The sequence below is a fragment of the Streptococcus cameli genome (assembly GCF_053207365.1).
The window spans coordinates 87,949-108,396 of sequence record NZ_JBRUIM010000005.1 but is presented as its reverse complement, the minus strand read 5'-3'; the positions used below and the strand labels follow the sequence as shown (position 1 = coordinate 108,396).

Annotated in this window: 21 protein-coding genes; 16 read left to right on the top strand and 5 right to left on the bottom strand. The window is 40.1% G+C overall.

The features are described from left to right. Window positions 1–20 precede the first annotated feature (20 nt). The 3 genes from ACVR1I_RS09305 to ACVR1I_RS09295 are packed head-to-tail and all read left to right on the top strand — an operon-like array spanning window position 21 to window position 3,573. On the top strand, window positions 21–1,973 hold the full coding sequence (locus ACVR1I_RS09305) for a BglG family transcription antiterminator (RefSeq protein WP_447443750.1): 1,953 nt from the start codon (window positions 21–23) through the stop codon (window positions 1,971–1,973). A 1-nt stretch (window position 1,974) separates the two neighbouring features. Next, on the top strand, window positions 1,975–2,412 hold the full coding sequence (locus tag ACVR1I_RS09300; RefSeq protein WP_447443749.1) for a PTS mannitol transporter subunit IIA: 438 nt from the start codon (window positions 1,975–1,977) through the stop codon (window positions 2,410–2,412). Between the two features lie 15 nt (window positions 2,413–2,427). Beyond that, window positions 2,428–3,573 carry a mannitol-1-phosphate 5-dehydrogenase gene (locus tag ACVR1I_RS09295; protein ID WP_447443748.1) on the top strand — a complete coding sequence of 382 codons (1,146 nt, stop codon included), beginning with the start codon at window positions 2,428–2,430 and terminating at the stop codon, window positions 3,571–3,573. Between the two features lie 126 nt (window positions 3,574–3,699). Here the strand turns inward: ACVR1I_RS09295 and ACVR1I_RS09290 are convergent, their stop codons facing one another. Together ACVR1I_RS09290 and ACVR1I_RS09285 are read right to left on the bottom strand one after the other, a co-directional pair. Then, a complete protein-coding gene (locus ACVR1I_RS09290; protein WP_447443747.1) occupies window positions 3,700–5,079 on the bottom strand; it encodes a sensor histidine kinase in 1,380 nt (459 codons plus the stop codon). Window positions 5,080–5,082: 3 nt separating this feature from the next. Beyond that, a complete protein-coding gene (locus tag ACVR1I_RS09285) occupies window positions 5,083–5,736 on the bottom strand; it encodes a response regulator transcription factor (protein WP_447443746.1) in 654 nt (217 codons plus the stop codon). Between the two features lie 159 nt (window positions 5,737–5,895). Here ACVR1I_RS09285 and ACVR1I_RS09280 point away from each other — a divergent pair, with 159 nt between their 5' ends. Genes ACVR1I_RS09280 through ACVR1I_RS09270 form a run of 3 tightly spaced genes read left to right on the top strand, consistent with a single transcriptional unit; the run spans window position 5,896 to window position 8,219 of the window. Continuing rightward, window positions 5,896–6,639: a CPBP family intramembrane glutamic endopeptidase gene (locus tag ACVR1I_RS09280; RefSeq protein WP_447443745.1), complete on the top strand. Its 744-nt coding sequence runs from the start codon at window positions 5,896–5,898 to the stop codon at window positions 6,637–6,639. Continuing rightward, window positions 6,636–7,325 carry a CPBP family glutamic-type intramembrane protease gene (locus tag ACVR1I_RS09275; protein ID WP_447443744.1) on the top strand — a complete coding sequence of 230 codons (690 nt, stop codon included), beginning with the start codon at window positions 6,636–6,638 and terminating at the stop codon, window positions 7,323–7,325. Before ACVR1I_RS09280 ends, ACVR1I_RS09275 begins: the two co-directional genes overlap by 4 nt. Window positions 7,326–7,334: 9 nt before the next feature. Beyond that, a complete protein-coding gene (locus tag ACVR1I_RS09270; RefSeq protein ID WP_447443743.1) occupies window positions 7,335–8,219 on the top strand; it encodes a CPBP family intramembrane glutamic endopeptidase in 885 nt (294 codons plus the stop codon). Window positions 8,220–8,355: 136 nt separating this feature from the next. Here the strand turns inward: ACVR1I_RS09270 and ACVR1I_RS09265 are convergent, their stop codons facing one another. Next, the gene (locus ACVR1I_RS09265; RefSeq protein WP_447443742.1) at window positions 8,356–9,555 is read right to left on the bottom strand and encodes a cation diffusion facilitator family transporter; all 1,200 of its coding nucleotides are present in this window, start codon (window positions 9,553–9,555) and stop codon (window positions 8,356–8,358) included. Window positions 9,556–9,735: 180 nt separating this feature from the next. Here ACVR1I_RS09265 and pfkB point away from each other — a divergent pair, with 180 nt between their 5' ends. Together pfkB and ACVR1I_RS09255 are read left to right on the top strand one after the other, a co-directional pair. Further along, window positions 9,736–10,671, top strand: a complete 936-nt coding sequence (gene pfkB / locus ACVR1I_RS09260; protein WP_447443741.1) for a 1-phosphofructokinase — start codon at window positions 9,736–9,738, stop codon at window positions 10,669–10,671. Window positions 10,672–10,680: 9 nt separating this feature from the next. Continuing rightward, a complete protein-coding gene (locus tag ACVR1I_RS09255) occupies window positions 10,681–11,562 on the top strand; it encodes an aldose 1-epimerase family protein (protein ID WP_447443740.1) in 882 nt (293 codons plus the stop codon). A 35-nt stretch (window positions 11,563–11,597) separates the two neighbouring features. Here ACVR1I_RS09255 and ACVR1I_RS09250 read toward each other — a convergent pair whose 3' ends face one another. Continuing rightward, entirely contained in the window at window positions 11,598–11,768 is a 171-nt protein-coding gene (locus tag ACVR1I_RS09250; RefSeq protein WP_447443739.1) for a DUF3042 family protein, read from the bottom strand. A 149-nt stretch (window positions 11,769–11,917) separates the two neighbouring features. Between ACVR1I_RS09250 and miaA the strand changes: the two genes are divergently transcribed. The 7 genes from miaA to ACVR1I_RS09215 all read left to right on the top strand — a co-directional run bounded on the left by miaA (window position 11,918) and on the right by ACVR1I_RS09215 (window position 17,583). Continuing rightward, entirely contained in the window at window positions 11,918–12,802 is an 885-nt protein-coding gene (gene miaA / locus ACVR1I_RS09245) for a tRNA (adenosine(37)-N6)-dimethylallyltransferase MiaA (protein WP_447443738.1), read from the top strand. After that, window positions 12,795–14,042 carry a GTPase HflX gene (gene hflX / locus ACVR1I_RS09240; RefSeq protein ID WP_447443737.1) on the top strand — a complete coding sequence of 416 codons (1,248 nt, stop codon included), beginning with the start codon at window positions 12,795–12,797 and terminating at the stop codon, window positions 14,040–14,042. The genes miaA and hflX overlap by 8 nt, the downstream gene beginning before the upstream one ends. Beyond that, complete coding sequence (locus ACVR1I_RS09235) at window positions 14,033–14,665, top strand: cystathionine beta-lyase (protein ID WP_447443736.1); 633 nt, start codon at window positions 14,033–14,035, stop codon at window positions 14,663–14,665. Before hflX ends, ACVR1I_RS09235 begins: the two co-directional genes overlap by 10 nt. 7 nt (window positions 14,666–14,672) lie before the next feature. Further along, on the top strand, window positions 14,673–15,602 hold the full coding sequence (rnz, locus tag ACVR1I_RS09230; RefSeq protein WP_447443735.1) for a ribonuclease Z: 930 nt from the start codon (window positions 14,673–14,675) through the stop codon (window positions 15,600–15,602). Continuing rightward, the gene (locus tag ACVR1I_RS09225) at window positions 15,599–16,354 is read left to right on the top strand and encodes an SDR family NAD(P)-dependent oxidoreductase (RefSeq protein ID WP_447443734.1); all 756 of its coding nucleotides are present in this window, start codon (window positions 15,599–15,601) and stop codon (window positions 16,352–16,354) included. Before rnz ends, ACVR1I_RS09225 begins: the two co-directional genes overlap by 4 nt. A gap of 86 nt (window positions 16,355–16,440) precedes the next feature. Next, window positions 16,441–17,118, top strand: coding sequence for a ribose-5-phosphate isomerase RpiA (rpiA, locus tag ACVR1I_RS09220; RefSeq protein WP_447443733.1), 678 nt, complete (start codon window positions 16,441–16,443; stop codon window positions 17,116–17,118). Between the two features lie 51 nt (window positions 17,119–17,169). Beyond that, window positions 17,170–17,583 (top strand): PaaI family thioesterase, encoded by a 414-nt coding sequence (locus ACVR1I_RS09215; RefSeq protein WP_447443732.1) that lies wholly within the window; start codon window positions 17,170–17,172, stop codon window positions 17,581–17,583. A gap of 27 nt (window positions 17,584–17,610) precedes the next feature. On the opposite strand, the gene ACVR1I_RS09210 is transcribed toward ACVR1I_RS09215, so the two are convergent. After that, entirely contained in the window at window positions 17,611–19,095 is a 1,485-nt protein-coding gene (locus tag ACVR1I_RS09210) for a DUF1846 domain-containing protein (protein ID WP_447443731.1), read from the bottom strand. 191 nt (window positions 19,096–19,286) lie between these two features. On the opposite strand from ACVR1I_RS09210, the gene ACVR1I_RS09205 reads away from it, so the two are divergent. Next, window positions 19,287–20,438 carry an iron-containing alcohol dehydrogenase gene (locus ACVR1I_RS09205; protein WP_447443730.1) on the top strand — a complete coding sequence of 384 codons (1,152 nt, stop codon included), beginning with the start codon at window positions 19,287–19,289 and terminating at the stop codon, window positions 20,436–20,438. Window positions 20,439–20,448 lie beyond the last annotated feature (10 nt).

Sequence of the window (20,448 nt, the reverse complement as noted above, 5' to 3'; positions counted from 1 at the left end):
AAAAGTAGTATAATAAAGATATGCTATTAACAAAACGTGAAGAACAATTACTGAAAGCTTTCCTCCAAGTAGGGAAGCTTTCATTGAAAGAAATGGGTGAAATCCTTCAGGTTTCAACTCGTACCGTATACCGGACTCTTTCAGATTTGACAGAGACACTCTCTAAAAAGGGGATTCTTATTGAAAAAGAGGGGAAGAAGTACTATCTTGTTGGTGATGCTTCGACAATTGAATTGGAAGAATCCTCAGAGGAGTTGACAATCAGTTACCGCCAAATGATGTTGGCGTATCGACTTTTGACAAGCCAAGATCCCATTATTAACGAGGATTTACAAGAGGAATTTCTAGTTTCAAATGTGACGGTAATTCAGGATATTGCAGATATAGAAAAACGTTTGTCAGAATTTCACTTGTCCCTATCCCGCAAAAAAGGTTACCAAGTGCTTGGTGATGCAACTCAGAAAAGACGTGTTTTGGCGATTGTATTGTCCAATGCGATTTCCATTCAAGATTTCTGGAATGACCAATATGGCTCGTTTTCAATTTTGAATACCCATCGTGTACAGGCGGCTAGAACAGTTTTTGAAGATTATGTTTCTGATCTAGGGGATATTGATTCGAAATTAAAGCAGTTTTTTATAATCTTATTGAGCCTTTCTGACAATCAGGATGACTTGTCCCTACCAGGTAATGTTTCAAAAGAAGCGCTGGACGTTGCTAAAAAAATCTTTTCCGATTTGGCAAAAATGAGCAAGGAATTTTTTAACTTACAAGAAATTCTCTACTTTGCCAATATCTTGGATGAGACCATTATCAAACGGCAGGAAGTACCACTCTTTCGTGAGAAATTTGATAGTGAATTTTATTATAGTCTGACGCAGATGATTGATGCGGTATCGCGTTTTACCAAGATTCAATTTTTCAAGGATAAACTCTTGTTTCAGCTCTTATTTCATCATATGAGATTGAGTTTAGCGGTTCCAATATTGTTTCCAGAACGCGGAACAGCCAATATTGCTTATCTGGCAACTCAGCAGCATCAATTTTTACATAGTATTGTTGGACTTGTTATGCGGGATATTTTCCCAGCCTATATCCAACATGAGTTCGAGTATGAATTGGTAACCTTGCATTTTGCCTCTAGTTTGAGAAGAAGTCCAGATATTTACCCAATTCGCCTACTCTTATTTACAGATGAGCGACCATTGACAACGAGTGTTTTGGTTTCAAAAATCAAAAATATCGCTCCTTTTGTGGAGTTGATTGACGTGAGAAATACAACGGATTGGCAGCAAATCAATCCATCTCACTATGACTATTGCCTGACGACCAAACCGATTCCGCAACAAGAAATAGCCTTGATTTCAACCTTTCCCAATACGCAAGAAATTTTAGAATTACAGGAAACGCTACAAAATATCCAGGAAAATCGTACCATTTCAGAGCGGGAAGAATTGGCTTCGCCACATGCACATGATTTGCAACAATATTTAATGGCCTCGAGTCATCTCTTGTTTCATTTTAGTCTTTTGGAATTGGAAAACAGTCACCAGTTTAAAGCAACAGTAGAAGAAATTGTTGATCAGTTGGACTGTGTTTCGGATAAGGATTATGTGAGTCAAAAACTATTGTCTCGGTTTGAAATCAGTCCGCTTGCGATTCCGCATACAAATTTAGCGCTTTTGCATACGCAATCCAGAAGCATCAAAGAAAGTCGATTTTTGGTGGTTGATTTAAAAAACACAGTTGAAGCATTGGCAATGAATCATCAAAAAGAGGAAGTGCAGCGAATTCTGGTGATGGTGACCAAAGATGCTGAATCAGATGAAATGCGGGAATTGATGACAGCTATTAGCCAGTCAATCATTGAAAACAATCTGTATACTGAGATATACAGGACAGGAAATAAAGAAATTATTTATCAACTATTAAATACAATCTTTACTGAAAATATAAAAAAATTGGAGAACTAACATGGAATTTCAAAAAGACTTAATCAAACTGAATCAAACATTTTCCAGCAAAGAAGAAGCCATTCGCTATTGCGGACGAGTTCTTTGTGATGCTGGTCATGTTAATGAAGCTTATATCGAAGCCATGATTGAACGAAACAACGAATTGTCTGTTTACATGGGCAATTTCATTGCCATTCCTCATGGGACAGATGCAGCCAAAAAAGAAGTGGTTTCATCAGGCATCACCATTGTTCAAGTGCCAGCTGGTGTCAATTTTGGGACAGAGGAATTACCTAAGATAGCGACGATTTTGTTTGGCATTGCAGGAGTGGGGGATGATCATTTGGAAATGATTCAAAAAATTTCACTCTTTTGTGCCGATGTCGAAAACGTGGCTCAATTAGCAGATGCTCAATCAGAAGAAGAAGTGATTGCCTTGTTGAACACTGCAGGGTAAGCAGGGAGGAAAAAGATGAAAAAAGCAGTTCATTTTGGTGCTGGAAATATTGGCCGAGGTTTTATCGGAGAAATCCTATTTGAAAATGGTTTTGAGATTGCTTTTGTAGATGTCAATGAAACCATCATTGATGCTTTAAATGCGCGTGGTCAATACGAGATTGAAATTGCAGAAGAAGGCAAGCGCCGTATCGCTGTTTCGGGTGTCCGTGGCATTAACAATGGCAAGAATTCCGAAGAAGTTATTGCAGCTATTGCAAAAGCAGATCTCGTGACAACAGCCATTGGTCCAAATATCTTACCTTTTATTGCACCATTGATTGCAGAAGGCATTGAGGCGCGTTTGAAAAAAGGCAATACTCAACCGTTAGATGTATTGGCTTGTGAGAATATGATTGGTGGATCTAGCTTTTTATATGAAGAAGTACAAAAACACCTTACTTTAGAAGGCCTAGCATTCGCCAAAGCCTATATTGGATTTCCAAATGCTGCAGTAGACCGTATTGTACCAGCACAGAGTCATACAGACCCTCTATTTGTAGTGGTAGAGCCGTTTAGCGAATGGGTCGTTGAGACAAAAGCTATGAAGAATCCAACTTTAAAACTGGACAAAGTTCATTATGAAGAAGACTTAGAACCCTTTATTGAGCGGAAATTGTTCTCAGTGAACTCTGGACATGCGACGTCAGCCTATACAGGAGCTTTTTATGGCGCAGCAACTATTTTAGAAGCCCTTCAAAACGTGACGGTAAAAGAGAAAGTCGAAGCTGTTTTAGCGGAAATTCGTAGTTTGTTGATCGCTAAATGGCAATTTGATGAACAGGCTTTAGTGGATTACCATCAAGTCATCATAAGCCGTTTTGAAAATCCATATATTGTCGATGAAGTGAGCCGTGTTGCCAGAACACCGATTCGCAAATTGGGCTATGATGAACGTTTTATTCGCCCTATTCGTGAATTAAAAGAGCGTGGCTTGTCATACGAAAACTTATTGAACACTGTTGCGTATATCTTTTCTTACAAGGACGAAACAGATCCCCAATCTGTTGAATTGCAAGAGTTGATAGCTGAAAAGCCATTAACAGAAGTTGTGGCTCAGGTAACAGGCTTATCAGATACTGAATTGATTTCACAAATTGTTTCAGCAGTAGAAGCCTTATAATTTAAAAGAAGTTGGGACAAAATTTTAACCCTAAATATAAAAAGCGAGCAAGACAGAATTCTGTTTTGTTCGCTTTTTAGATCTAATTTACTAAATTGAAAAGTGGATGATAAAGAATTTCAAAAATCAAAATGTTTTTGTCCCAGCCTCTTTTGTGCACCAAATTGTAAAACGAAGCTGTCCTTTTGTTGTGCTACTCAACTGGAAAGGAAACTGGTGGCGGTCGAGGATTTCTTTGACGATAAAAAGACCAATACCGCTCCCTCCCACTTTTTTAGAACGGGAAAAATCGGGTCTGTAAAAAGGTTGAAACAGGGAATCTATCTCTTCTTTAGACAAGCTGGACTCGGGAGTGTTTTCAATGACCAACTGCTTATTGTTTAAGGATAAGCACACCGTGGTATCTGCTTTTCCATAGCGAATGGCATTATCTAGAATGTTTTTAATTGCTTTTAAGAAGTAGTCTTTATCTGCTATAATACCTGTTTCTTCTATATGGAGCTTTAGGGTTATTTGCTTGGTTTGGGCAAAGGCAGAGTATGTGGGGAGAATCTCATTTAGGGATTCTGATAGAGAAAAGCGGTCCGTCAACAGTTGATTTGGAAGCTCTAATTTAGTCGCTTCTAAGATGGATTGGACAAGTTCAGCCTGTTCTTTTAAAATATCTAGGCATTTTCTTAGGTAAAGATCGTGATTTTTAAACTCTCCAACATTGTACAGCATGCCTTCTACAAGCCCTGTCATACTAGCTATGGGCGTTTTTAATTCGTGAGAAGCTATCCTGAGAAAGTCAGATTTTTCTTTTTCACGTTGTTTGGCCCGTTTGTTTTCGGATTGCAAGTCTTGAATACTGGTCAATAATTTATCATATAAACTATTGATGTTTTGTGCTAAGGTCGCAATTTCATCTTTTCCATCAGTGGTACATAATAAGTCGGGCTCTAAGGAAAGCATCTCCTTGGTTTTGCTTGAGATAGCTTTGATGCGTTTGTTGGAATGATAGCTATACACGAAGGCGACTAAACTGGTCAGACAGACAATGCCGATAAGAATAAAGGGGTAAAAGGTGACTAGGATTTCACTGGTTTGTGATAAAGACGAAAAGCCATAATCTACTTGGACAATATATTCTTGTCCCTCTTTTGATGTGATGTATTCTGCCCAAGCTCCAACGGAATCATAGTGTGTATGTTCAAAATAACGGCTCGATTTTTCAGCCCATTCTTGATCGGTCAATACAGGGTACAGTTCATGGCCATCCTGGTTCACTAAACGAAAGAACATACTTGGGATTTCGTTGTCTACTTGTTCAATCGCTTTTAACAGCTCTGTTTTGCTTAATCCCTCTAGGGAGTTCACAACTTTTAGGTATTCTGAGTGGAGTTCTCGTTGTTTTGCTTGATTGTAGTAGATAGGTAGTGTCACATAAAGAAGGCCTAAGAAAAAGAGAAAGGTTGCAGACATCATGGCGGTAACGATGAAAAATTGTTTTCGTACGAGTCCCATATCTTATTCCTCTTCCTCCATCTTGTAACCACGACCAATAATGGTCTTTAATGGTAAATCTGGAATCTTTTTACGTAGATTTTTCATATGATTATCCAGTACGCGACTATCTAATTCAGTATAGCCCCAAATGTCCATCATGATAGCATCTCTGGTTAGAATATGGCCTTTTTCTCTGGATAATAGAAGTAAAATCGCATACTCTTTTTTGGTTAATTTCACTTCTTTTTGATCCCAAAAAACAGTTCCATGTTCTGGAGAGATTACCAATCTACTGAGTGTAATCGTATCTGTCGGCTTTTGTAGTCGAAGGATATTTTCAATTCGTTTCATCAAAATGAGGGGGGAAAAGGGTTTGGTCACATAATCGCTGATGAGGTGCTGAAAGCTAATGAGTTGTGTATATTCATCGTCCATAGCTGTTAGCATGACAATAGGAATATCAGATTCCTGACGGATAGCTTTTAGGACCTCAAGACCGCTTAAGGAAGGAATCATAATATCCAGAATAATCACATCAAATGAAGTATTGGCATATAGTTCCATGGCTTTTTGTCCGTCGTCAGTTGTCGTGACTTGGTAGTTATTTTCGCGTAGAAATTCACAAACAACTTGATTGATAATCGGATCATCTTCAACAACTAAGATATGTGGCATACTCATTCCTCCTTTTGTCTTTATTATACTATAAATGACTTCTAGGGCGCCCTATTTCCATGAGGTGTTGAGAAAAAACAGAGGAAAAGTAGATAGAGGGTATAAAAAGAATAGAAAGTTTTGGTATACTAAACGTGATTTGAATCAAAGGAGGATAAGATGAGAACAGAAAATCGAGTAATATCATCAAAGCAGGTTTATACGATATTGGGTCTTTATTTAGGGTTGACTGTTTTGAGTTATTTAGTGATTCATGGTGTGTTTCAGATTGATTATGGGACAGAAGCCTTTGTGTTCTATAAATTTCCCTTTCTATTAGTAACAGCAGGGATGATGGTCTGGTTTGTGAACAGATACAATAAAGAGTTATCGATTTCGTATATTTTTCCTAAGAAGTGGTCTTTTTATTTGGTAAACTTTGTTCCTCTTGCTTCTTTGGTTCTCTTTTTTATGGGGACAAATTTGACTTGGAAGTTGTCGTTTTGGTTGCCATTTTTGTCGACGCTATTGGTTGGTGTTGGGGAAGAGTTTTTATTTAGACGGGTTATTTTGGCCTATTGTTTGAAACGTCTACCTTTTCATAAGGCTATAATTGTATCTGCATTGGTATTTGGACTCAGTCATGGAGTTGTGATTCTCAGTGGAAGTGCTTGGAAGCAGGTCTTATTGCAAATCATCTTGGCTAGTTTGATGGGGATCTATTATAGTTTCCTATACCTATTTACAGGGAAAATTGAGGCCTTGGCTTTGGATCATGCTTTGTGGGATTATTTGCTAGTAGGTGGGGCTTTAAGAGTCTATCCTTTATTGGCGCTATCGGTTCCCGTTCTACTAGTGCTGCGTTTTGTAACTAGTGGTATGATGGTCTGGAATTATCAAAAAAGAAATGAGAGACGAAGATGACGAAATTAAAATATTTAAAATGGTTTGATATTCTGGTCTTATCAGTTTTGTTGTTTGGAGAAGCGAGCTACTTAGCAGTATTGGGGTATCAATCTTTATTAGAAGAGACAACAACTGTCTCAGATGCCTTGGAATTCACAGTGCAGGATGATTATAGTAGTTTGTTGTTGCAAGCGATTTTATTAGTACTTGCGTTTGCCTATTTAGGGTTTCGTAAGTTTGATCTGAGTGCTTGGAATGTCAAACCTTCTCTAAAAAGTTTTGTTAAAGGAATTGCGTTGTTTTTCTTTGTCGCAGTTGCGATGGATTTATTTTTCCTGCTAGCACAGCCGCTAGCAGGGCAGCTTCCCTTTCCAGCTCCTCTTTCTTTCATCTTCGAACACTTTCGCTTGTCTTCGGTCTTATATGCCATGTTGAATGGGGTTTACGAAGAGATTTTCTTTCTAGGGATGTGTATGTCTGTATCGCCCAAAGATCGAAAATGGGTTTTGGTTTGGGCTTTCTTTGTTCGCTTTATTTTCCATATTTACCAGGGAATGTTGTCGGCGGTTGGGATCGGTTTTATATTTGGTGGGATTTTTTATGTCCTGTATCAAAGAAGTTCGGATAAAAATTTATTTCCGTTTTTTGTGGCCCATACCATTGCGGATATCCTTGGATTAAGTATCTTATATTATTTATTTTAGGAGGATGAGATGAAAGAGACGATTATTGAGGCTAAAAAACAATCAGCATTTAACTTATCGTGGTGGTTGGCACCGATTGTGGCACTTGTCCTATTATTTCTTGGAGAACTAATTGGAATAGTGGGATTGATGTGGATTCCAATACTGTCTCCAGAAGTGCTGGAGGATAGTTTTTTATCTTTGGTGATTGAGTTAGCTAGCTTTGCCTTTATCGCGCTTGTAGTCGTGCTATGGGCTCGTCAGGTTGAAAAAACACCTTGGCAGGGAATGGGACTGTCCAGAAAAAATGCCCTAAAGGAGTTTTTGAAAGGCTGGGGCTTGGGCGCTGCTTTATTAACGGTCACAGTTCTGGTTATGATGCTGTTTGGGGTGGTCAACATTGAAGCATTTGATTTCTCGGTAACAACTATTTTAAAATTTCTTGTCTTATTATTGGCTTGGTCCATTCAAGGGACAACAGAAGAAGTACTCTGCCGAGGTTGGCTATTTACAAGTATTTCCGCTAAGAACAATATTCCGGTGGGCGTGATTGTATCCTCTATCTTTTTCACAGCTATTCACTTGGGAAATGATGGGATTAGCGTGATTCCGTTACTTGATTTAACATTGTTTGCCATTTTAGCCTGTCTGGTGATGCTCAAGACAAATAATTTATGGGTTATTAGCGGTATCCATGCTGCCTGGAATTGTTTCCAAGGAAATGTTTTTGCTTTTCCAGTAAGTGGTAGCCAGACTGGCGACGCCTTTATCCATGTAACGACGACGGGGCCTAGTTGGCTTAGCGGTGGCTCCTTTGGTGTGGAAGGTAGTATGATCAGTGTTGTCATTCAAGGGCTTGTGATCATTTGGCTAGTTCATGACTTGTTTCTAAGAAAAGATCATGTTTCGGTTTAAACAAAAGGTCTGTTTCCATTGCTTTTCCTACTAGCAATGTTCTAACAAATATTTGTAACGAAAAGGATTCTTTTCAAAAGAGACAATAGAAATCGCCTTAGAACAGAAAAAGTTCTAAGGCGATTTTTGTGGGAGATTATTCGAAAGGAGTACGACTTGTTACCTGATGGTAAACCATCTGCCAATCTTCATGCCGTCTCCAAAGCGAAGTATGGATGCAGTTTCCAATTTCATAAGTGGCTAGTTTTGACTTTTGGCTAATAGAAACCAATTGGTAGTTTTTTAAATAATGACTTTTTTCCGTATGGGTTTCGAGGAATTCCATACGGTTTATTCTTTTGCCATTTTCATTTATTCCGACGAAGTGCTCTTCAATTAAACTTTCAAAATTGACTTCGTGTCCTTGGACCTGTGAATCAAAGCGGTAGAGTTTATCATAGACATGTTCATACAATTCATCATGTGGGATTTCCGAAGGCTCGACATGGATATCCACATCAAAGACACCGTATTTTAGCTTGAGTAGATTTTCAACTTGCTCCGTTATTTCGTGGCTTTCGTAAACAGATAGATCAGGGTTCATCTCCAGAACAATATCAAGGTAGATATTGGCTCCGTATGTTCGTCCACGTTGGGATTTAACGGAGATGATCTTAGGAATTTTTAAAATATCTGCCTCGTAGGTTTCCAAGACTTCTTCGTCAAAACCATCTGATAGTGTGAAAAAGCTTTCCATAAAAATATCGTAGGCTGTTTTGAGAATAAAGAAGGTGATAATGATAGCTGCAATTTGATCTAAGACAGGAAAGTTCAAGGCAGAAGCAAAGATAGCAACGGCCGTTCCGATAGAAGTGGCAGCATCTGACAAATTATCTTTAGCAGCTGCTTCAAGTGCTTTTGAACGAACTTTTTTAGCTAGTCGCTTGTTGTAAAAATAGACGGTTATCATGGCGAGCGCAGAGACAATCCCTACCCAGGCACCAGCCATGTCAATAGGGACCACTTCATGACTCATTAGTTTTTGAATAGTCGAATGAAGAACTTGAATCCCTACAACAAACATGATAAAGGAAGTGATAAGGCTAGCAAGATCCTCTATCTTCCAATGACCAAATTTATGGTCGCTATCTGCTGGTTTTTGCGCCATCTTCAAACCGATTAAAACAGCCACATTTCCAACAATATCAGATAAGTTATTAAATGCATCTGCAATCAGTGCATCGGAGTGAAAGCTTTTCCCAGCTGCAAATTTTACACCTGATAAGACGAGGTAGACAATAATGGAAAGAACTGCCCCGCGCTCAGCTAGTTTTAAATTGGATACTTGCTGTTTCATATGAACTCCTTTTCGTCCCTTTATTCTAGCAGAAATGCAGTGTGAATTCAAACAGAAGAATAGATCATCCTCTGTCTCTTTTTGCATGCTTATTCAAGATTCTATTTGATTTTAAACGGTTAATATATTATAATAAAAGAAAAACTGGTTATAACCAGTTTGTGGTAAAAAGGAGTCGATATGATTACAACGGTTACACTAAATGCTTCGATTGACAAGGGGTATCAGTTGATTGGGACTTTGGAGCCTGGGACGGTCATGCGAGTGAAAGAGACCATTAACAATGCAGGTGGTAAGGGTGTCAATGTCGCAAAGAATGTCAAGCTCTGTGGCTATCCAGTTTTAACAACTGGTTTTGTAGGGGGCTTTAATGGGCAATATTTGGAATCTCTTTTGAAAGAAATCGACATTCCAACTTCTTTTACGAAGGTAGCAGGGGAAACCAGATCTTGCATCAATATTTTGGAAGAAAAGTTTGGTTCAACGGAATTTTTAGAGCCGGGTTGTGACATTTCAGCGCAAGAAGTCACTGCTTTTGTGGAGCACTTCCAACAGCTTTTACAAGAGACGGAGGTGGTAACCATTTCTGGAAGTCTTCCAAAAGGTGTTCCTGCAACGATTTATGCAGATTTGATTCGTTTGACAAAAGAAGGTGGTAAAAAAGTTATTCTTGATAGCAGTGGGGAGGCTTTTAAACATGCCTTAGCATCAAAACCAACCTTAGTCAAGCCCAATGAAGATGAGATAGCAGCACATTTTGGTGTCACGATTTCCTCCATCGACGACATGGTTTTCTACGCTAAACAATTAGTTGAAGAAGAGATAGAGTATGTTGTCGTGTCCTTAGGAGGCGATGGTGCAGTTCTTATTCATGATGGCAAAGTCTACCATGGCCGTCCACCAAAAATTAAGCCTGTTAATACGGTCGGTTGTGGTGATTCAATGGTGGCAGCTTTAGCGGTTGGTTTGGCCAAAGAAAGTTCTCCAGAAGAAAGTTTGAAATATGCCATCGCTGTTGGATCCGCCAATGCGCTTTCACCATTCACAGGGCATTTTGAACAAGCTGATTTTGATTGGATTTACAAAGAAGTTCAAGTTTCCATAGTGGAAAAATAGGGAGTTTTTATGAAATATATTCTTGAAAATGAACATTTAACCATCGCATTTGATAGCTTTGGTGGCGCTCTAACCTCTATTAAAAATAAGACAGGTCTAGAATATCTTTGGCAAGGAGATCCAGCTTATTGGTCTGGACAAGCTCCTGTTCTCTTTCCGATTTGTGGTAGCCTGCGGGAGAATCAAGCACAAACGCAGACTGGGGAAAGAATTTCCATGCCTCGCCATGGAATTGTCCGTAAAGAGGAATTTATCTGTAAGGAGCAGACAGCTAACCGTATTGTGTTTTCAATTTCTGCGACAGAAAACATGTTGAAACAATATCCATTTCCCTTTACTTTATCCATTTCCTATGAGCTGAAAGAGAACCAGCTTGAAGCGGCCTATCATGTACTGAATCAATCCGATAAAGAAATGCCATTTTTTATCGGTGGACATCCTGGTTTTCGTTGTCCATTGGAAGAGGGGTTGGATTTTTCAGATTATGCTATTTTCTTCGATAAAACAGAAGAGCAGGCGCTACCTGCTTGTGAAGTAGAAACAGGCTTGGTCAATCGCTTGAAGAAAAGGGTTGTGGATTTTGATGGCAGGACTCTTCCATTGCAACACAACTTATTTGAAAGAGATGCCCTAATTTTGGCTAACAGTCACTCAAAAAAAGTAAGTCTAGCTTCTGAGAAGGGGCAGCATGAAATTGAGATGGCTTTTTCAGATTTTCCCAATTTATTAATTTGGTCTGCTGCGAATAAGGCTCCTTTTGTCGCATTGGAGCCGATGGTAGGGCTATCGACTTATACGGATGAGGGGGATATCTTTGAAGAAAAAGAACATGTCCAATGGGCTAGCCCAAAAGAAGAGAAGGTATACCGTTACACCATTACATTTTCATAATAAAAACCGTACAGAATTCTGTACGGTTTTGTTAATTAACGTGTCACGCGACGGCGTGCTGCTTTTTTACGGTTTTCTTCAACGAAAGCCTCTTTTTTCTCTTCTGGCTCAATAATGACTTTTTGAATTGCAAATCCTGCACCAACAACTGCAGCAACTGTGCTCAAGACACCTGTAAAGAAACCTTTTCCAAAACTTTTAGGCATAATTCGTACTCCTTTTTCTGACATGGGTCCGAGACAATCGTTGAATTGGAAATAGAATTTTCATTTTCAACAAGCTCAAGACCGTGTTCCAATTTACTTATGTTATAATATATAGTAGCGAAAAAATCCAAAATTTTCAAGGAAAAAAGATGAAAACAAAAATAATTGTGGTGGTTGGCCCAACGGCAGTTGGAAAGTCTGCCTTAGGAATACAATTGGCACAAGACTTCAATGGGGAAATCATTTCTGGCGATAGTCAACAGGTTTATAAAGAGCTCTCAATTGGGACGGCCAAGGTAACAAAAGCAGAGCAAGAACAGGCTGTTCATCATTTGATTGATGTCCGTTCAGTATCAGAAGGCTATTCCGCCTTTGAATTTGTACAAGAAGCAAGAGTAAAGATTGAAGAAATTGCTGACAAAGGCTTAGTGCCGATTCTGGTTGGAGGAACTGGACTCTATATTCAAAGTTTATTAGAAGGTTACCACCTAGGTGGAGAGATTGACCAAGAAGCCCTACTGGAGTACCGAAAAGACTTGGAAAATTGGACTGATGACGAGTTGTTTGTGGCTGTTGAAAAAGCTGGGCTAGACATTCCACAACTCAATCGCCGTCGGGCCATTCGGGCACTCGAACTGCATCGATTTGGTCAGAATATGACAAACCAGGAGCAAGACTATGATGTTTATTTGCTTGGGCTGACAGATGAGCGGTCGCGTCTTTATGATCGTATAAACCAACGCGTGGATAGCATGATGGACGTGGGGCTTTTAGAGGAAGTAGAATGGCTTTATCAGCAGTATCCTGACAGTCAGGCTAGTCTAGGGATTGGCTACAAGGAATTTTTTCCTTATTTTAAAGGGGAGTCTTCTTTGGATGAGGCGGTTGAAAAAGTTAAACAAAACAGCAGACGGTTTGCCAAGCGGCAATTGACTTGGTTCCGAAACCGTATGAATGTCACTTTTTACGATATTTCCCAAGAAAATACCATGGAAACCATCAAACAAGATGTGGAGGCTTTTTTACATGATTGAAACCAAGAAAACACAAGAAACCGTCCTCCTAGTCGGAGTAGAATTACAGGGAACAGAGCAATTTGACATGTCGATGGCAGAATTGGCTAGTCTGGCTCAAACAGCTGGTGCAGAGGTCAAAGGTGTCTACACGCAAAAAAGGGAAAAATACGATAGTAAAACCTTCGTTGGCTCTGGTAAACTCGATGAAATCGCCCAGATGGTGGAAGCAGATGAAATCGATACGGTGATTGTTAATAACCGTCTGACACCTCGTCAGAATGCCAATTTGGAGAGTATTCTAGGCATCAAAGTGATTGACCGCATGCAACTGATCCTAGATATTTTTGCCATGAGAGCTAGAAGCCACGAGGGGAAATTACAGGTCCACCTGGCGCAACTCAAATACATGCTACCCCGTTTAGTTGGACAAGGGGTAATGCTCAGCCGGCAAGCAGGTGGTATCGGATCTCGTGGACCAGGTGAGAGCCAGTTAGAACTCAACCGGCGGTCCATCCGGAATCAGATTCATGACATTGAACGGCAGCTAAAAGTTGTTGAAAAGAATCGAGCAACTGTCCGTGAACGCCGCCTCCAATCAGGAGTCTTTAAAATCGGCTTAATTGGTTACACCAATGCTGGCAAGTCCACCATCATGAATGCCATGACGGACAAGCAACAATACGAAGCAGACGAGCTGTTTGCGACCTTGGATGCGACCACCAAACAAATACATTTGGCGGATAAGTTTCAGGTAACGCTAACAGATACCGTTGGCTTTATCCAAGACCTGCCGACAGAGTTGATTTCAGCCTTTAAATCAACCTTGGAAGAATCCATGAATGTGGACTTATTATTGCATGTGATTGATGCCTCAGATGCCAATCATTCCGAGCAGGAACAGGTTGTTTTAGACATCTTAAAAGATTTGGATATGTTGGATATTCCACGTTTGGCGATTTACAATAAGTTGGATAGGGTGGGGGACGATTTTCACCCAACCCAGTTTCCCCATGTTATGATTTCAGCGAAAGACAAGGATGCCAAGTCACATATTCAAATGATGGTGCTAGCAAAAATCAAGACCATGTTTGAGCCTTTTACCATCAAGGTACCTTTGGCCCAAACCTATCGTTTGCATGAGTTAGCCAATACGGTCCTTATCGATAAGCGGGAGTTTCAAGAGGATGTTGAGGTAGTTTCAGGCTACATTGCCCCAGATAATAAATGGAGATTGGATGATTTTGTAGGATGGAAATGATTGACTTAGCCTTAAAATATGGCGGCTTTACCAGTATGGACAAGGTATACTTGGAGCGTGTTTTGAAAGATTTAAACAAGGAACAGCAATTGCTGTTTCTAACGCCTCCGCCTTCTGTTATCAATGCATATTTTGCAGAAATCTACCAAAAGCAAAATCCGCAGGCAGCGACTGATTATTACTTGGAATTAGCAACAGCCTGTGACTTGTTTCAAGAATATCCTGATTTTTCCGAAGAAAAGCCCTTTGTCCGCCTCAATTTGTCTGGTAAAGCGTTTGGCTTTACCTTTGTAAATGAAAGTGGTCTAGCCCGTGTCTTTTCGGAAAAACAAGAAGAAATTAGCTCTGAACTGCTCTTTGAAGTAGCCCAAATCTTTCCCCATTTTTGTGTCTATGAAAAAGACCAAGCTCTTTATATGGAGACAATGGATTTTCAAGACCAGGAATGGACTGCCATCGCACAAGACCGATTTTTAATAACCAATTTGGCAGAAAATGACCATTATGTCCGCATCAGTGGCCTCAATCAAGAAGAAGTGATGGAAGCTGCCCAGCAGTATCGTTCAGATACTGTCTATATCCAGTGGTCAGGCAACCAAGCCATTGTCTACTGTAAGAAATAGGAGAACTATGTTTATACAATTTTTGGGGACTGGTGCAGGCCAGCCCTCTAAATCCCGTAATGTGTCCAGTTTGGCTCTCAAACTCTTGGACGAACTCAATGAAATTTGGCTCTTTGACTGTGGTGAGGGAACGCAAAATCAGATTTTGGAGACCACCATTCGCCCTCGTAAAATTTCCAAAATTTTTATCACCCACTTACATGGCGACCATATTTTTGGTTTACCAGGCTTTTTATCGAGTCGCTCTTTTCAAGCCAATGAAGAACAGACCGATTTAGCCATTTATGGCCCGGTTGGCATCAAATCCTTTGTCTTGACCAGCCTAAAAGTATCTGGCACTCGCTTGCCCTACCGGATTCAGTTTCATGAATTTGACAAGGACCATCTTGGAAAAATCCTTGAGAATGAAAAATTTCAAGTCTATGCAGAAGCATTGGACCATACCACATTCTGTGTGGGCTATCGCGTTATCCAAAAAGACTTGGATGGGGTACTAGATGCGGAAAAATTAAAGGCAGCAGGTGTGCCCTTTGGGCCGCTCTTTGGACAGGTTAAAAATGGCCATAATGTTACCTTAGAAGATGGTCGTGAGATTATTGCCAGTGACTACCTTTCTCCGCCACGGCCTGGTAAGGTTGTAACGATTCTAGGAGACACCCGCAAATGCCATGCCAGTGTTCGCCTGGCTGTCAATGCCGATATACTGGTACATGAGTCTACCTATGGCAAAGGGGATGAAAAAATGGCTAGAAAACATGGGCACTCGACCAATATGGAGGCAGCTCAAGTTGCCAGTGATGCAAGCGCCAAACGCCTTCTGCTAAACCACATCAGTCCACGATTTTTATCCAAGGATGTCAGCCAGTTAAGGCGTGACGCCCAAACCATCTTTGAAAATGTCCACGTTGTCAAAGACCTGGAAGAGGTGGAAGTATGAGACGGATTTTGCTGACAGGGGCTTCAGGTGGTTTGGTTCAATCCATGGTACCATTGCTCAAAAATGATTTCTTAATTTTGCTAGGCCGTGATTCTCAGAAAATCGAGTCCCTCTATGCAGACCATGAAAACAAGGTTGTCTACAATACCGATATTCGGGACGAAGCAGCCTTGATGGAATTAGTAGAAGGTATTTACCAAGACTATGGTCCGATTGATATTGTGGTCAACAATGCGGGGTATGCCACTTATGATGCCTATGAGAATTTTTCGGACAGTCAAGTGCGTGCCATGTTTGATATCAATGTATTTGCCTTGATGAACCTCTGCCGTATCGTGGGAAAGAAGATGAAAGAAGCCCGTTCAGGTCAAATTATCAATATTGTCAGTATGTCAGGTAAAGTGGCCTCTGCCAAGTCTTCCGTCTATTCAGCGACCAAGTTTGCGGCGATTGGTTTTTCAGATACCATTCGTTTGGAATTAGCTCCATACAATGTCCAGGTCTTGACTGTTAATCCTGGTCCAATTGCCACTGGCTTTTTTGACTTAGCAGATCCTGACGGTTCCTACCAGGAAAGTGTCAAGGCTTTTCTCTTGCAACCAGATGATGTAGCTCGTAAGATTGTCAAGGCCATGGGAACCAAAAAACGGGAATTAAATCTTCCCTTTTTGCTGAATGCAACCCATAAATTTTATACCTTATTTCCTCGACTATCCGATTATTTAGCTAGAACGGTATTTAATTTCAAGTAAGTCAATTTTTGATGGTTATTGCAACTAGAATGTGATAGAATAAATAGTTGTAATCGTTTTATTTTGTAATAAAAAGGAGAAGATTCATGTCACAGTTAAAACAACAAGTCGGTATCAAAGCAGCAGAATTCGTCACGGATGGAATGATTGTTGGTCTTGGAACTGGCTCAACTGCTTACTATTTTGTAGAAGAAATTGGACGCCGTGTAAAAGAAGAAGGACTCCAAATTACTGGCGTCACAACTTCCAATGCCACGACTGCTCAGGCTGAAAGTCTGGGGATTCCGTTGAAATCAATTGATGAAGTGGATACCGTTGATTTAACTGTTGATGGGGCCGATGAAGTTGATGCTCAATTTAATGGAATTAAGGGAGGTGGTGCAGCCCTTCTCATGGAAAAAATTGTTGCGGTCAACAGCAAAGATTGTATCTGGATTGTAGATGAGTCAAAAGTCGTTGACCAATTAGGCGCTTTTAAATTACCAGTTGAAGTTGTTCGATATGGTGCCAAAAATCTTTTCCGAAAATTTGAAGCAAAAGGCTACGCTCCAAGCTTCCGCATGAAAGATGGAGAGTTGCTCTTGACAGATCAAGACAATTACATTATTGATCTGGATTTGAAAAAAATTGAAGATGCCAAGGCACTGGCTGATGAATTAGACGTAACCGTTGGTGTGGTCGAGCATGGTCTTTTCTTAGGCCTCATTTCAAAAGTCATTGTTGGACGACCTGAAGGTCCAGAAATTTTAGAACTTAAAAAATAAGAAGGAAAATCCCATAAAAGTGGGATTTTCTAGTGTTAGAAAAGAGAAACGATGAACAAAAATTACCTACATAGCATTACTGTTTTTGAAAATTATAAGGTGGAAGCGATTGAAGACGGACGCGTTATCATCAGTACGAAGGTTGTTGATTCTTCCTTAAATTATTATGGGAATGCACATGGTGGTTATTTGTTTACCATGTGTGACCAGATTGCTGGTCTTGTTACCCTATCTTTAAAAACGGCAGCGGTAACCATGCAGTCTAGCATGAATTATATGAGAGCAGCAAGATTGGGCGATAGATTATCCGTTGAAGGGATTTGTGTCCATAATGGAAAATCGACTAATATTGTGGAAGTTACAATAACCAATCAAGATGATGAAGCTGTTGCAAAAGGCGTTTTTACCATGTATGTTACAGGAAAACACGATGGGATTCCAAGAGATATGCAAACAAAAAAATAAACCAAATCAATCGATTTGGTTTATTTTTTATTTACGATAGAGTTGATTTTGCTGGTAGACGGGATCAAAAGTAACATTGATGCCGAGTTTCCGGAAGACGTTTTTATCTTCTTCTGGTAAATTCACAGTAGAGTGAACTTCGCTTCCTTTCAAATTCCCCAATTGTTTCATTGCTTTGTCAGCCTCTGTATTGTTCATAGCAGTAATGGCCAGTGCAATTAACAATTCTGTTGAATGAAGGCGAGGATTTCGGTTTCCAAGATGGCTAATTTTCAAATCTTGGATTGGTGTTACGTATTCTGGTTCGATTAAGAGGGTTTGTTTGTCAATGCCTGCCAAGGCTTTAATCGCATTGACAATAACGGCAGCAGATGGGCCAAACAATTCAGATGTTTTACCTGTGACAATTTGACCATTTGGTAGTTCCAAGGCAAGGGCAGGATTTCCAGTAGCTTCAGCTTTTTGACGTGCTGCAATAGTTACTTTTCGATCTAAAGGAGAAATTCCTAAATCATTCATCAAGAGTTCGATTTTCTTGATAGCGGAAGCTTCAACACGTTCAGCCTTAAACTCTATCAAGGTCTGGTAGTAACGACGAATGATTTCTTGCTTGGAAGCTTCGATGGCTGCATCGTTGTCGACAATGGCAAAGCCCACCATGTTGACGCCCATGTCTGTTGGAGAAGCATAAGGTGACTTGTCCAAAATCCGCTCCAGCATGCGTTTTAGAACTGGAAAAATTTCAATATCACGGTTGTAGTTAACAGTCGTTTTTTCATAAGTTTCCAAATGGAATGGGTCAATCATATTGACATCATCCAAATCTGCAGTAGCAGCTTCATAGGCCAAGTTGACCGGGTGATGAAGTGGCAAATTCCACACAGGGAAAGTCTCAAATTTGGCATAACCAGATGTAATCCCATTGGCTTGGTCATGATACAGGTTTGACATACAAGTAGCCAATTTACCAGAACCTGGACCAGGGGCTGTTACAACTACGAGATTACGACTGGTTTTGATGTAGTCATTTTTTCCCATGCCTTCTGGCGAAATAATCCGGTCAATCGCAGTAGGATACCCATCGATTGGATAGTGAAGATAGGAAGCAATCCCATTTTTTGTCAATTCATGACGAAAGGCATCGGCAGCAGGTTGACCAGCGTATTGTGTGATGACCACGGATCCAACAAAAATATCGAGATCGTTAAATTTATCAATGAGACGGAATACTTCCTGGTCATAAGAAATACCCAAATCGCCACGGGCTTTAGAATGTTCAATGTTATTAGCATTAATGGCAATAACAATTTCAACTTGGTCTCTTAATTCATGCAGAAGACGGATTTTGTTATCCGGCTCATATCCGGGTAGGACACGCGCAGCATGGAAATCTTCCAGCATTTTGCCACCAAATTCAAGATAGAGTTTACCATTAAACTGGTTAATCCGCTCCAAAATATGGTCGCGTTGCAAGTTTAAGTACAGTTCGGAATCAAAAGCAATGTTTTTCATTTTTTTCACCTCTGTCTAAAGATTATATCAAAAAAAAATTCATTTGTAAAAAGTTTTATTAAAATTTCTGACAATTTAATAAATGTGCATATTTTTATAGACCTCAACCGATTTTGTTATTGATTTCACAAATAAGAAGTAGTAAAATATTATTATAAAAACGTTTACAAAATACTAAAGGAGGACAAGTAATGTCAGTATTTTACGTACCAGCGGTTAACCTTATCGGTAAAGGTGTTATCAACGAATTCGGTGACCAGGTTAAAGAATTAGGCTTCAAAAAAGCCTTGTTGGTGACAGACCACTTTATCGCTTCAAGCGACATCTTACCGAAAGTAACAGCCCCACTTGATGCTGCAGGAATTGACTATGTCGTTTTTAAAGATGTTGATCCAAACCCATCTTGTAAAAATGTCTATGATGGATTGGCAGTCTTGAAGGAAAATGATTGCGACTTTATCTTATCAGTCGGTGGCGGTTCTCCTCAAGATGCGGCAAGCTGTATCTCCATCATGGCAACCAACGGTGGCACACCTCAAGATTATGAGGGCTTACACAAGTCCAAAGAAAAAGGTCTTCCAGTTGTGGCCATCAACACCACAGCAGGAACATCAGCAGAAATTACCATTAACTATGTCATTACTGATGAAGAGCGAAAGGTGAAGATGGTGATGGTGGACAAGAACAGCTTAGCCATCATGTCTGTTAATGACCCAGAACTCATGCTCTCAAAACCAGCTGACTTGACGGCAGCAACTGGTATGGATGCAATGACACATGCCATTGAGGCTTTGGTAACACCTGGGGCATACGGAGTGACCAAGAAATTATCCATCGGTGCAATTGAACTGATTAAAGAATTCTTGCCACGTGCGGTTGAAAATGGTCAAGACATTGAAGCGCGTGAAGCCATGGTCAACGCGATCTTCTTAGGTGGTATGGCCTTCAACAATGCCGGTCTTGGCTATGTGCACTCAATGGCCCATCAACTGGGCGCTGTCTACCACTTGCCACATGGTGTTTGCTGTGCCATGCTCCTTCCAATTATTGAACGTGAAAATGCCAAACGCGTTCCAGCGGCCTTCCGTGATGTAGCCAAAGCACTCGGATTGGTCACAGAAGGCAAAACAGATGAAGAATGTGCAAACTATGCGATTGCTGAAATCGAAAAACTTTCAGCAACCGTCGGTATTCCTAAGAAACTGACTGAATTAGATATCAAAGAAGAAGAGTTTGACTTTGAATACCTGTCTAAGAATGCCTTGATTGACGCTTGTGCACCAGGCAACCCATTCATGCCAACACTAGAAGAAACCATTTCCTTTTACAAGGAATTGTTTTAAAAATGAATAA